Source organism: Streptomyces turgidiscabies Car8, assembly GCF_000331005.1.
GTDB lineage: Bacteria > Actinomycetota > Actinomycetes > Streptomycetales > Streptomycetaceae > Streptomyces > Streptomyces turgidiscabies.
This window is the reverse complement of the sequence record NZ_AEJB01000614.1, coordinates 20019-33110: the sequence shown is the minus strand read 5'-3', so window position 1 is coordinate 33110 and position 13092 is coordinate 20019. Positions and strand designations below refer to the sequence as shown.

Here is a 13092-nt window from a genome sequence, read left to right as displayed (position 1 = left end):
CGCTTCGGCCCGAACGGCCTTGTCCGCCGTCCCCTCCGGCGGGGACCCCGGACCGGCTGACACGACCCTCGGTGGGTGGTCACTAGGGTGTTCTCACCCGAACAGCCCACCGAAGGGATGCAGGAACATGGCGATCGAGGTCGGCGACAAGGCCCCGGACTTCGAGCTCAAGGACAACCACGGCGCCACCGTGCGGCTCTCGGACTTCCGCGGCGCGAAGAACGTGGTGCTGCTCTTCTACCCCTTCGCCTTCACCGGTGTGTGCACCGGCGAGCTGTGCGACCTGCGGGACAACCTGCCGAGGTTCTCCGACCGGGACACCCAGGTGCTCGCCGTCTCCAACGACTCCATCCACACCCTGCGCGTCTTCGGCGAGCAGGAGGGCTTCGAGTACCCCCTCCTGTCCGACTTCTGGCCGCACGGCAACATTTCGCGCGCGTACGGCGTCTTCGACGAGGACAAGGGATGCGCGGTGCGCGGGACCTTCATCATCGACAAGGAGGGCGTCGTGCGGTGGACCGTGGTCAACGGCCTGCCGGACGCGCGTGACCTGAACGAGTACGTGAAGGCCCTCGACACCCTGTGATTCTTCGGTTCCAAGCCCTGCGAGGGGCGGGAACCCGTCACTAGGATCGACACGTTGATCCGATACAGGCGCACGACGGGGCACACCGCCCCTGGACGGCAGACGAGACACCAATGGAGGACTCGTGGGAGTCAGCCTCAGCAAGGGCGGCAACGTATCGCTGACCAAGGAGGCCCCCGGCCTCACCGCGGTCATCGTCGGTCTGGGGTGGGACGCCCGTTCCACGACGGGCACCGACTTCGACCTCGACGCCAGCGCCATCCTGACGAACACGGAGGGCAAGGTCAGTTCCGACGCCAACTTCGTGTTCTTCAACAACCTCAAGAGCCCGGACGGCTCGGTCGAGCACACCGGCGACAACATCACCGGTGAGGGCGAGGGCGACGACGAGCAGATCAAGGTCAACCTCGCGGCGGTCCCGGCCGACGTCGACAAGATCGTGTTCCCGGTCTCGATCTACGACGCCGAGAACCGTCAGCAGTCCTTCGGCCAGGTGCGCAACGCGTTCATCCGCGTCGTGAACCAGGCGGGCGAGGCCGAGATCGCGCGCTACGACCTCTCCGAGGACGCCTCGACGGAGACCGCCATGGTCTTCGGTGAGCTCTACCGGCACGGCGCGGAGTGGAAGTTCCGCGCCATCGGCCAGGGTTACGCGTCCGGCCTGCGCGGCATCGCGCAGGACTTCGGCGTGAACGTCTGAGCCGGTCTCCTTCCGGTTCCGTCGTCCGGCGTCGCACTTCTGGTGCGGCGCCGGACGTGCTCGGCACATCTGTTCCGCATGACCTCGGGGAGGACCAGCAGCATGGGCGTCACGCTTGCCAAGGGGGGCAATGTCTCCCTCTCCAAAGCCGCACCGAACCTCACCCAGGTGTTGATCGGGCTCGGCTGGGACGCGCGTTCCACCACCGGCGCACCCTTCGACCTCGACGCCAGCGCGCTGCTGTGCGGGGGTGGGCGGGTACTGGGCGACGAGTGGTTCGTCTTCTACAACCAGCTCAGGAGCCCCGACGGGTCCGTCGAACACACTGGCGACAACCTCACCGGTGAGGGTGAAGGCGACGACGAGTCGCTGATCGTCGACCTCCCCGCCGTCTCGGCCGCCTGCGACAAAATCATCTTTCCGGTCTCGATCCACGACGCGGACAACCGCGGCCAGACGTTCGGCCAGGTCAGCAACGCCTTCATCCGGGTCGTCAACCAGGCCGACGGCCAGGAACTCGCGCGCTACGACCTGAGCGAGGACGCGTCGACGGAGACCGCCATGATCTTCGGAGAGCTGTACCGCTACCAGGGCGAGTGGAAGTTCCGTGCAGTTGGTCAGGGGTACGCGTCGGGTCTCCGGGGCATCGCTCTAGACTTCGGAGTCAACGTTTCGTAAAGCCGAGTACGGCAGCGGGGGAGACCCGTAAACACACGATTGGGTAGCCAGTGATTCTGAAAACCTTCGGCTGGTCGTTCGCGGTCACCGCGCTCGGCCTGGTCGCGGCGGTCTTCTACGGGGGGTGGACCGGCTTCGGCATCGTGGCGATCCTCTCCATCCTCGAGATCTCGCTGTCCTTCGACAACGCTGTGGTCAACGCCGGAATCCTGAAGAAGATGAGTGCCTTCTGGCAGAAGATCTTCCTCACCGTCGGTGTCCTCATCGCCGTCTTCGGTATGCGGCTCGTCTTCCCCGTCGTCATCGTGGCCATCAGCGCCAAGATCGGTCCGATCGACGCCGTCGACCTCGCGCTCAACAACAAGGACCAGTACCAGCAACTGGTCACCGACGCCCACCCGGCGATCGCCGCCTTCGGTGGCATGTTCCTGTTGATGATCTTCCTCGACTTCATCTTCGAGGACCGTGACATCAAGTGGCTCGGCTGGCTGGAACGCCCGCTCGCCAAGCTCGGCAAGGTCGACATGCTGTCGGTCTGCATCGCCCTGATCGTGCTCATGATCTCCGCCATGACCTTCGCGACCAACGCCCACCAGCACGGTGGCGCCCACGTCGACAAGGCGCAGACGGTCCTCATCTCCGGCATCGCCGGCCTGATCACGTACATGATCGTCGGCGGGCTCTCCGGCTACTTCGAGGACAAACTCGAGGAAGAGGAGGAGCGCGAGCACGAGGAGGAGGAAGAGGCCGAACGCACCGGCAAGAAGAAGCCGGCCGTCGTCCTCGCCGGCCAGGCCGCGTTCTTCATGTTCCTCTACCTCGAAGTGCTCGACGCGTCCTTCTCCTTCGACGGTGTCATCGGCGCCTTCGCCGTCACCAACGACATCGTGCTGATGGCCCTGGGTCTCGGTATCGGCGCGATGTACGTCCGTTCGCTGACGGTCTACCTCGTCCGTCAGGGCACCCTCGACGACTACGTCTACCTGGAGCACGGCGCGCACTACGCGATCGGCGCCCTCGCCGGCATCCTGCTCGTCACCATCCAGTACGAGATCCACGAGGTCATCACCGGCCTGGTGGGCGTCGTCCTGATCGCCTGGTCCTTCTGGTCCTCCGTGCGCCGCAACACCAAACTGGCAGCGGCAGAGGGAAAAGCGACGGGCTCGGACGAGAAGACTGAGGTCCCGTCCGGGGTGTGACAACCTCCGGTGTGAGGAACGCTCTGAGCGGGGCGGCTACGAGGAATCGTCCTCGTCGGCCGCCCCGCGGCTCTGCGGGCACGGGACCGACGGCGCAGACAAGTGTGCGGGGGCTGGACGGGTGGGGACGGGATGAGTTTCTGGGACGACCTGTGGCGCGGCCGTACGACGGACTTCGACGCCGGCAGCGCAGCGAGCAACTCCATCGAGCTGACCAAGCGGCACCAGCGGGTCTCGCTCACCAGGCAGGGCGCGGCGACCGGCCATCTGCGCATCAACCTGTCCTGGCGGATGCGTACGTCGGACATCGGCGGCCCGAAGCGGCAGAGCCTGTGGCGACACCCCTTCCAGGCCCTGCGGCCGGAGGAGGTCAAGGGCCACACCCAGAGCATGGTGAACGTCGACCTCGACCTGGGCATCCTCTACGAACTGACCGACGGCACCAAGGGCGTCGTACAGCCCCTGGGCGGGTTCCTGGGCGAGACGAACGCGCCGCCCTACGTCAAACTGAGCGGCGACGACCGGTTCGGGTCGGCGTCAGGCGAGACGGCGTACGTCAACCTTGATCACCGGGACGAGATCAAGCGGCTGCTGGTGTTCGTGTACATCTACGACCAGACGCCGGCGTTCGACCGGACCCACGCGATCGTGACGCTCTACCCGAGCAACGGGCCGCGGATCGAGATAGGCCTCGACGAGCGGCACTCGCAGGCTCGCTCGTGTGCGGTGGTGTTGATCGAGAACGTGAAGAACGAGTTGATCGTCCAGCGGGAGGTCAAGTTCGTCTACGGGTTCCAGGCGGAGCTTGATCGGTTGTACGGGTGGGGGTTGCAGTGGGGCAGGGGTTACAAGACGAAGGCGGAGCGCTGACGCTCGGTCTGGGCGGGGGCGCCTATGAGCTCGGGAGCTCTGTTCGGTGGCGGGTGCGGGCTCGTCGTGGCTTGTCGCGCCCCGCGGCGGAGCCGCAAGAGGTCACAGCCCCGCGCCCCTTCAGGGCGCCTGTGCTCAGCGTCCGATGAACTGTGGGCCCTGTGGGGGTAGGTGGAAGTCCGGGGACGGGGATGTTCCCACCGGTTGGGGGTAGCCGTATGCCGGTTGGGTCGTGTTCGGGCTTGCGGGCTGGGGGTAGCCGTAGGCCGGCTGCGGAGGGAGGGTCGGCGGATGCTGGACTGTAGTGGCCGCCGAGGGGTCCGTGGGCGGGGAGTTCGTGGTGTCCGGGAACGGTTCCTCGGCCGGCTGGTCCTCCACTGAGATGCCGAAGTCCGTCGCCAGGCCCTCCAGGCCGTTCGAGTAGCCCTCGCCCAGGGCGCGGAACTTCCAGCCGTCTCCGCGTCGGTACAGCTCCCCGCAGATCAGAGCCGTTTCCTCGCCCGTCTCCGGCTTCACGTCGAAGTACGCCAGCGGTTCGCCGTCCGCGACGGCACCGTCGTACAGCACGATGCGCAGGGACCGTACGCGGGCGAAGGCGACGCCGTCCGCCGAGGCGACCAGCAGAATCTGACCGACTCCGGACTCGACACCGGTCAGATCCGTCTGGATCGTGTCGGTCAGGCCCTCGGCCACTCGTTTCTTGCCGAGCCGCCAGACCTTGCCCGAGGGGTGGCGGGGCTGGTTGTAGAAGACGAAGTCCTCGTCGGAGCGCACACGACCGTCGGGGCCGAGGAGCAGCGCCGAGGCATCGACATCCGGAACCCCCTGGCCGGGCGTCCAGCGCAGCACGGCGCGCACCGTCGTGGCCTCGACCGGGACGTTCGACCCCTTCAGCATCGCGTGCGTCATGCGGTCATCCTGCCTTCTCGGTCCTGGTCACGACAACGCGGGGGCATCGGTTCCGCGTGTCCGCGTTACCTGAACTTCATTCTCGGTGGGAACCCTCGACATGGATCCCTACGTACTATTACCGGCCACCCATCAACACCCGACCGACTCTCGATCACCACTCGACCAGCCGTCCACCCACCACGGGGGAGTTTCATGCGTCATTTCGGGCACATCGCCCCTGAGGTACGGCAGCGCCTGTTCCACCAGGAGCCGTGCGAGTTCACCGCCGACTCCTCGGCCCGGCTGCTCGCCACAGCCCTGGGCGCCACCCTGTACAGCCCGGCCACACGCCCGCGCCTCGCCGACGCCATCGTCAAGCAGGTCGCTCGCGGTGTCGTGTCCATGGTCCTGTGCCTGGAGGACTCGATCGACGACTCGGAGGTCGCGGACGCCGAGGAGAACCTGGTGCGGGAGTTCGGCGTGCTCGCCGAGCGCCCCGACGCCTCCACCGGGCTGCCGCTGCTGTTCATCCGGGTCCGTACGCCCGAACAGATCCCCGACCTCGTACGGCGCCTCGGGCCCACCGCCTGGCTGCTCTCCGGGTTCGTGATGCCGAAGTTCACCGAGGAACGCGGCATGCCGTTCCTGGAGGCCCTCGCCGACGCCGAGGCCGCGAGCGGCCACCGGCTGTTCGGCATGCCGGTGCTCGAGTCCCCCGAGCTGATGTACCGGGAAACGCGCGTAGAGACCCTGGAGGGCATCTCCCGCGCCGTCGACAAGTACCGCGACCGCGTCCTCGCCCTGCGCCTCGGCGTCACCGACTTCTGCTCCTCGTACGGGCTGCGCAGAGCCCCGGACATGACCGCGTACGACGTCCATGTCGTCGCCTCCGTCATCGCCGACGTCGTCAACATGCTGGGGCGGGCCGACGGCACCGGGTACACGGTCACCGGGCCCGTCTGGGAGTACTTCCGGGTGCAGGAGCGCATGTTCAAGCCACAGCTGCGCCGCAGCCCCTTCCTGGAGGGCCAGGCCGAGGAACTGCGTGAGACGCTGATCGAGCACGCCATGGACGGGCTGCTCCGCGAGATCAGCCTCGACCAGGCCAACGGGCTGCTCGGCAAGACCTGCATCCACCCCTCGCACGTCCTGCCCGTGCACACCCTGTCCGTGGTCAGCCACGAGGAGTTCAGCGACGCGCAGGACATCCTGCGACCCGAGCGCTGCGGGGGAGGCGTCCTGCGGTCGGCGTACACGAACAAGATGAACGAGGTGAAGCCGCACCGCGCCTGGGCCGAGCGGACCCTGCTGCGGGCCGAGGTCTTCGGCGTCGCCAACGAGGACATCGGCTTCGTGGAGCTGCTCACCGCCGGTATCCCCGACTGACCTTCCGTCTTCATCCCCATACCCGTCCCCATCTCCGCATTCGATTACCTGTACGACCTGGCACCCCCGACGAACACACATAGGGACTCATGAACAACGCTGTGCACAACGGGGTCTGGTCCGGCACCTGGGTCGCCGAGCGGCTCGGGGTCGAGCTGGTCGGCGGCGACGAGCTGCGCGAGCTGCTAGGCCTCGCCCTGCGGCGCAACCCCAAGCGGGCGCACCTGCTGGTGTCGAACGTGCTCGGCAAACACGTCCCGCGGTCGCCCGCCGTCGTCTACGGCCACGGCTTCGCCCTCGGCAGGCGGGTGCGCGAGCTGCTCGGCGCCGACGAGTCCCGGCGCGCCGTCGTCCTCGGGTACGCCGAGACGGCCACCGGGCTCGGTCACTGCGTCGCCGACGGAGTGGGCCTCGCGCCCTACCTCCACTCCACCCGGCGCCCGGTCGCCGGCGTGGCCCCGGCGGGCGGCTTCGAAGAGGCCCACTCGCACGCCACCTCCCACCTCCTCCTCCCGGAGAACCCCGCGCTGCTGGCCGGCCCCGGCCCGCTGGTCCTCGTCGACGACGAGTTCTCCACCGGCAACACCGTCCTCAACACCATCCGCGCCCTGCACGAGCGCTACCCGCGCGAGCGGTACGTCATAGTCGCCCTCGTCGACATGCGCGCCCCGGCGGACGTGGCCCGCCTGGACGAGTTCGCCGACGAGATCGGCGCGCAGGTCGACCTGGTGGCAGCGGCGAAGGGCACAGTGCACCTGCCGGAGGGCGTGCTGGAAAAGGGCCAAGCGCTTGTCGCCGAGTACGAGGAACCGGCCTCAGGGGCGCGGGGCAGTGACATTTGCGGCTCCGCCGGGCGGGCGCGACAAGCCACGACGAGTCCGCACCCGCCCCACAACCCCCACACCCGAGTCGACCTGCGCTGGCCCGCCAAACTGCCGGACGGCGCCCGCCACGGCTTCACGCCCGGCCACCGAATACGTATGGAGACCGCACTCCCGGCGATGGCGGCAAGGCTCGCCGGAACCCTCCCCGAGGACGCTCACCGCGTCCTCGTCCTCGGCTTCGAAGAGCTGATGTACGCCCCGCTGCGCCTCGCCGCCGAGCTGGAGAAGGCGCTGGAGAGCGCCGAGGTCCGCTACTCGACGACCACCCGCTCACCCGTCCTCGCCGTGGACGACCCGGGGTACGCGATCCGCAGCCGCCTCGCCTTCCCGGCCCACGACGACCCGGCCGACGGCCCCGGCGAGCGCTACACCTACAACGTGGCCGGGGCAGGCTTCGACGCCGTCGTCATGGTCGTGGACTCCACCGCCGACACACCCGAACTGCACGCCCCCGACGGCCTGTTGGCCGTGCTCGCCGCTCACACGCCGAATGTCGTACTCGCCGTCGTCCCCAGTTACGTACCCGCACCCCCGCACGTACCCGAAAGGCCCCGCATGCTGCCCGAGCCCCTTCGCGGACCCGCGTTCTCCTCGTATCCACCGGACGAGGTCGGCTGGCTGCTGCGGGACCTCTCGGACGTAAGCCTTGAGGCGCCCACCGAGGAGCGCGAGGAGGCGATCCAGGCGGGCGGCGCCCACTACGCCGAGTCGCTGCCGGTCGAGTACCAGCCCAGTGACCAGTACCAGGAGCTGTTCCGCGCCGCCCTCGACACCTCCGCAGCCCGCATCGCCCAAGCGGTGGGCGCCGTCACGGAGTTGGTGCTCGCCGAGCGGTCGCCGCGCCCGGTGCTCGTCTCGCTGGCGCGGGCCGGAACGCCCGTCGGTGTGCTGATGCGCCGCTGGGCCCAGCACCGGCACGGGCTCGAACTGCCCCACTACGCCGTGTCGATCGTCCGGGGCCGGGGTATCGACGCCAACGCGCTGCGCTGGCTGGCCGCCCACCACGACCCCGCCGACGTCGTGTTCGTCGACGGCTGGACCGGCAAGGGCGCGATCACCCGCGAACTCGCCGACGCCATCAAGGAGTTCGAGGCCTCCGACGGCATCACCGGCTTCGACCCGGAGATCGCGGTCCTGGCCGACCCGGGCTCCTGCGTCCGGACGTTCGGCACCCGCGAGGACTTCCTCATCCCGTCCGCGTGCCTCAACTCCACGGTGTCCGGGCTGATTTCACGGACCGTCCTGCGCGCGGACCTGGTCGGCCCGAACGACTTCCACGGCGCCAAGTTCTACCGCGAACTCGCCGAAGCCGACGTCTCGGTCGACTTCCTCGACGCCGTCGCCGCCCGTTTCCCCGACGTCACGGACGACGTCGACAGCACGGTGAAGGAACTGCTCGCCGCCGACCGCGCACCGACCTGGGAGGGCTGGGCGGCCGTCGAGCGGATCAGCGAGGAGTACGGGATCCACGACGTGAACCTCGTCAAGCCCGGCGTCGGCGAGACCACCCGGGTGCTGCTGCGCCGCGTCCCCTGGAAGATCCTGGCCCGCGCCGGAGCGGGCGCCGACCTCGACCACGTACGCCTGCTCGCCGAGCAGCGGGGCGTGTCCGTCGAGGAGGTGGCGGAACTCCCGTACACCTGCGTGGGGTTGATCCACCCCCAGTACACGCGGGGTGCGACCGGCGCCGACGGCAAGGCGGTGTCGGTATGAGTCCCGTCAGTCCCGTCCTGGTCGCCAGCGATCTCGACCGCACGCTCATCTACTCCGCCGCGGCCCTCGCGCTGACCATGCCGGACGCCCGCGCGCCCCGGCTGCTCTGCGTCGAGGTGCACGAGGCCCGGCCGCTGTCGTACATGACGGAGACGGCCGCCGGGCTGCTCACCGAACTCGGTGACGCGGCTGTTTTCGTACCGACGACGACCCGGACCCGCAAGCAGTACCAGCGCATCAACCTGCCGGGCCCGGCACCGAAGTACGCGATCTGTGCGAACGGCGGCCACATCCTCGTCGACGGTGTCGCCGACCAGGACTGGCACGCGCGGGTGCAGGCGCGGCTCGCGGACGAGTGCGCCTCCCTGGACGAGGTCCGGGACCATCTCGCCGCCACCGCCGACCCGCTCTGGGTGCGCAAGCACCGGATCGCCGAGGACTTCTTCGCCTACCTCGTCGTCGAGCGTGAACTGCTGCCCGAGGCATGGGTGAAGGAACTGGCGGTCTGGGCGGAGGACCGCGGCTGGACGGTCTCCCTTCAGGGCCGCAAGATCTACGCCGTGCCGAAGCCGCTCACCAAGAGCGCGGCGATGCGCGAGGTCGCGCGGCGTTCCGGGGCGACGCTCACGCTTGCCGCCGGTGACTCGCTGCTCGACGCCGATCTGCTCCTCGCCGCTGACCGGGGCTGGCGCCCGGGGCACGGTGAGCTGGCGGAGACGGAGTGGGTGGCCGATACGGTCACCGCGCTTCCCGAGCGGGGGGTCGCTGCGGGGGAGCGGATTCTGCGGGAGCTTCTGCGGGAAGTACGGCGCCCTGTTTGAGGTGACCCGAGGGGTTGTCGGGGTGCTGCGGCGCCGTTGTGGCTGGTCGCGCAGTTCCCCGCGCCCCTAAGGGGCGCTGTCGTGCGGGTCGGACGATTCGTACCGTGATGAAGGCGACCAGGGCCACCGCCGCCCCGGCCAGTACCACCTTCGAGTACGTGGAGACGATGCTGGTGACCTCGGACCAGTTGTCGCCCAGCGCGTAGCCCGCGCACACGAAGGCGGTGTTCCACAGGGCGCTGCCGAGGGTGGTGAGGCCGAGGAAGACGGGCAGGGGCATGCGTTCGACGCCGGCCGGTACGGAGATCAGGCTGCGGAAGACGGGGATCATGCGCCCGAAGAACACCGCCTTCGTGCCGTGCCGCAGGAACCACGCCTCGGTCTTCTCGATGTCCGCCACCTTGACCAGCGGCAGCCGGCCGGCGAGGGCGACGGTGCGGTCACGGCCGAGCAGCGCGCCGACCCCGTACAGGGCGAGCGCGCCGACGACCGAGCCCGCGGTGGTCCAGAGCAGCGCGGCGATCAGGCTCATCTGTCCGGTGCTCGCCGCGAAACCGGCGAGCGGCAGGATCACCTCGCTCGGCAGCGGCGGGAAGAGGTTCTCCAGCGCGATGGCGAGGCCGGCGCCGGGGGCGCCCAGCGTGTCCATGAGGTCGGTGACCCACTGGGGTGCGGCCGTCGTGGCTGTCATGCGGCCAGGCTAGGAGACCCAACCTGAAGAGACCCTGAACCGTCCCCTACGGCACTGGACCTCCGGCCCTTCCCTACGGGCAGCCCCTCAGCCGCAGCAGCCCCCGCCACAGCAACCGCCTCCACCACCGCCACCGCCGCTCGCACGCGGGGCCGACGCCTGCGCGGACGCCGAGCCGCCGACGGCGACCGTCGACAGGAGCTTCACGGTGTCGTCATGACCGGCGGGGCAGTCCGCGGGGGCGGCCGACTCGGCCATCGGGCGGCTCAGTTCGAACGTGTCGCCGCAGGTGCGGCAGCGGTACTCGTAGCGAGGCATGCGGACAGGTTAGTCCCCAATTGCTCGCCGTGCGGAGCCCGATGGTTCCGGGGCCGATCCCTGCCGTTCATTCCCCATGTGGAGAAGCTGCGAAGGTCGCTGGTAATTTGTGTACGCCGCGATGAGCCGTGAGGTCGGGGAATTCAGGTCTTGCACGGAGTGCGGAGGGGTGTGTCGTGACCCAGAAGTCGGATGAACCGGACGCCACTCTGCAATTCCGGACAGTAGATCTGGACATTCCCGGCGCCGGGCAGGGATCGCCCGTACCGGAAAACACCGCACCGGGAATCGCCGCACCGGGAAACAGGCGTAAAGCCCGATTAGATCGTAAAGCCCGCCGAATATCCCTTCCCCTGCTCCTCGCCCGGGTCCGGCACCTCGTCGCCGCCCACGCGCCGGCGTACCCGCGCCCCGGCCGCACCGGCTGGCGGCGCTGGATACCCTCCTGGCGCCAGTGGCTGGGGGGTGTGTCGGCGACCGTGGGGCTGAGCGCCCTGCTTCTCGGTGTCGCCTACGCGGCCACCGACATTCCCGACAACCTCAACACGTACGCCACCCAGCAGGACAACGTGTACTTCTGGGCCGACGGGACGCCCATGGCCCGTACCGGCTGGGTGCAGCGGCAGGCGATGCCGCTGAAGGACATTCCGGAGGATGTCCGCTGGGCGGTGCTCGCCGCCGAGAACGCGAGTTTTTACAGCGATTCCGGCATTTCCGTCAAGGGCATTAGTCGCGCCCTTTTTCGTACCGTCGGCCAGGGTGACACGCAGGGTGGATCCACCATCACCCAGCAATACGTCAAAAACGTCTATCTCAGCCAGAACCAGACGATCAGCCGCAAGTTCACCGAGGCGATGATCGCTCTCAAGCTCGACAACCGGATGAGCAAGGACGACATCCTTGAGGGCTACCTCAACACCAGCTGGTTCGGCCGCGGCTGCTACGGCATCCAGCGCGCCGCCCAGGCGTACTACGGCAAGGACGTCAGCGAACTCGACGCCGGTGAGGGCGCGTTCCTCGCCTCCCTCCTCAAGGGCGCCGGCCTGTACGACCCGACGCTGAGCAGCGCCAACCGGGCCCGCGCCGTCGAGCGCTGGTCCTGGACCCTGGACCGGATGGTCGACATCGGCAGGCTGACGAAGGCCGAGCGGGCCACGTACACGAAGTTCCCCGAGCCGCTGAAGAGCAACCCGCTGTACGACACCGGTGAGCAGACCGACTACCTGGTGGAAGTGGCCTCGCAGTACGCCAAGAAGGCCGGGGGGATCTCCGACAAGGACTTCGACCTCGGCGGCTACCAGGTCTACACGACGTTCGACCGAGCGCGGGAGCGCAAGCTCGCCGACTCCGTGACCAAGGCCCGCAAGCAGGCGCTGAAGGACGATCCGACCGCCGCGAAGACCGCCCACTACGGCGCCGCCTCGGTGACCGCCGACGGCCGGATCCTCGCCGTGTACGGCGGCCCCGACCACCGAACGCAGGGCTACAACGAGTCCAACTCCACCACCGTGCCCGCCGGTTCGGCCTTCCTGCCGTTCGTCTACGCCGCCGGACTGGAACACGGTGTCCACAAGAGCCGCTACGACGAGGCGACACGTGTCACGGGGGACTCCCTGTACGACGGCAACGACGATGTGCCGGTGACCACGCCCGAGGGGCCCTACTGGGACCGCAGCGGCAAGAAGGTCGCCGCCAGCAACGACGGCGACCGGTCCTACGGGCAGATCTCCCTGCGCCGGGCCCTGGAACTGTCGGTGAACACGCCGTTCATGCAGCTCGGCATGGACACCGGCCTCGACAACGTCCGCGCGACCGCCGAGGCCGCCGGCCTGTTGCCCGCCAGCATCGGGCCGCAGGTGCCCGCACTGTCGACGGGCACCTCCACCCCCAGCGCGATCCGGATGGCCGGCGGCTACACCACGTTCATCGCCGGTGGCAGACGCACCGAGCCGTACTCGGTGCGCAAGGTGACCCGCAACGGCGCCGGCCTCGCCCTGGACACCCCCACGCTGACCCGCGCGGTCGGCGCCGACGTGGCCGAAGAGGTCACCTCGGCGCTCACCGACGCCTTCCGCACCGCACACCCCGCCGCCGCCGCGTCCGCCGACGGGACGGTGGCCGGGAAGGCGGGGACCACCCCGGACGACACCGCCTCCTGGTACGTCGGCACCCACAAGTTCGTGTCCACGGCCGTCGTCGTCTACCGCATCGACCTGACCAAGAGCCTCGAACCGCTGCCGTTGAAGGGCCTCGCCGGCACCGCCGACGACAGCGTTCCGTACGGCATCTGGTCGGGTGCCATGAGCCCGCTCGGCTGACCACCGGACGGGGCGACAACTCACCCCCCTCGAAATG

General features: G+C 68.9%; 12 protein-coding genes. 9 read left to right on the top strand and 3 right to left on the bottom strand.

Going from position 1 to position 13092, the window contains the following annotated elements:
* The first annotated feature begins 127 nt into the window (after positions 1-127).
* The 5 genes from STRTUCAR8_RS42600 (at position 128) to STRTUCAR8_RS42580 (ending at position 4033) form a co-directional block, all read left to right on the top strand.
* Entirely contained in the window at positions 128-586 is a 459-nt protein-coding gene (locus STRTUCAR8_RS42600; protein WP_006382618.1) for a peroxiredoxin, read from the top strand.
* A 124-nt stretch (positions 587-710) separates the two neighbouring features.
* The gene (locus STRTUCAR8_RS42595; RefSeq protein WP_006382631.1) at positions 711-1286 is read left to right on the top strand and encodes a TerD family protein; all 576 of its coding nucleotides are present in this window, start codon (positions 711-713) and stop codon (positions 1284-1286) included.
* A 102-nt stretch (positions 1287-1388) separates the two neighbouring features.
* Positions 1389-1964, top strand: coding sequence for a TerD family protein (locus STRTUCAR8_RS42590; RefSeq protein WP_006382628.1), 576 nt, complete (start codon positions 1389-1391; stop codon positions 1962-1964).
* A gap of 50 nt (positions 1965-2014) precedes the next feature.
* Complete coding sequence (locus tag STRTUCAR8_RS42585; protein WP_006382624.1) at positions 2015-3163, top strand: DUF475 domain-containing protein; 1149 nt, start codon at positions 2015-2017, stop codon at positions 3161-3163.
* A 132-nt stretch (positions 3164-3295) separates the two neighbouring features.
* A complete protein-coding gene (locus STRTUCAR8_RS42580; protein ID WP_006382612.1) occupies positions 3296-4033 on the top strand; it encodes a TerD family protein in 738 nt (245 codons plus the stop codon).
* 135 nt (positions 4034-4168) lie between these two features.
* On the opposite strand, the gene STRTUCAR8_RS42575 is transcribed toward STRTUCAR8_RS42580, so the two are convergent.
* Positions 4169-4942: a TerD family protein gene (locus tag STRTUCAR8_RS42575; protein ID WP_006382610.1), complete on the bottom strand. Its 774-nt coding sequence runs from the start codon at positions 4940-4942 to the stop codon at positions 4169-4171.
* A 195-nt stretch (positions 4943-5137) separates the two neighbouring features.
* On the opposite strand from STRTUCAR8_RS42575, the gene STRTUCAR8_RS42570 reads away from it, so the two are divergent.
* The 3 genes from STRTUCAR8_RS42570 (at position 5138) to STRTUCAR8_RS42560 (ending at position 9728) form a co-directional block, all read left to right on the top strand.
* Entirely contained in the window at positions 5138-6310 is a 1173-nt protein-coding gene (locus tag STRTUCAR8_RS42570; RefSeq protein ID WP_006382634.1) for an HpcH/HpaI aldolase/citrate lyase family protein, read from the top strand.
* An 89-nt stretch (positions 6311-6399) separates the two neighbouring features.
* Positions 6400-8907: a phosphoribosyltransferase gene (locus STRTUCAR8_RS42565; RefSeq protein ID WP_044473851.1), complete on the top strand. Its 2508-nt coding sequence runs from the start codon at positions 6400-6402 to the stop codon at positions 8905-8907.
* The gene (locus STRTUCAR8_RS42560) at positions 8904-9728 is read left to right on the top strand and encodes an HAD family hydrolase (RefSeq protein WP_006382626.1); all 825 of its coding nucleotides are present in this window, start codon (positions 8904-8906) and stop codon (positions 9726-9728) included. The genes STRTUCAR8_RS42565 and STRTUCAR8_RS42560 overlap by 4 nt, the downstream gene beginning before the upstream one ends.
* Here the strand turns inward: STRTUCAR8_RS42560 and STRTUCAR8_RS42555 are convergent.
* Both STRTUCAR8_RS42555 and STRTUCAR8_RS42550 read right to left on the bottom strand, forming a co-directional pair.
* Positions 9646-10419 carry a DedA family protein gene (locus STRTUCAR8_RS42555; protein WP_044473850.1) on the bottom strand — a complete coding sequence of 258 codons (774 nt, stop codon included), beginning with the start codon at positions 10417-10419 and terminating at the stop codon, positions 9646-9648. The two genes, STRTUCAR8_RS42560 and STRTUCAR8_RS42555, sit on opposite strands and share 83 nt — an antisense overlap.
* Before the next feature lie 87 nt (positions 10420-10506).
* A complete protein-coding gene (locus tag STRTUCAR8_RS42550; RefSeq protein ID WP_006382627.1) occupies positions 10507-10737 on the bottom strand; it encodes an FmdB family zinc ribbon protein in 231 nt (76 codons plus the stop codon).
* A 176-nt stretch (positions 10738-10913) separates the two neighbouring features.
* Here STRTUCAR8_RS42550 and STRTUCAR8_RS42545 point away from each other — a divergent pair, with 176 nt between their 5' ends.
* Positions 10914-13055 (top strand): transglycosylase domain-containing protein, encoded by a 2142-nt coding sequence (locus STRTUCAR8_RS42545; RefSeq protein WP_006382611.1) that lies wholly within the window; start codon positions 10914-10916, stop codon positions 13053-13055.
* The last annotated feature ends 37 nt before the right edge of the window (positions 13056-13092 follow it).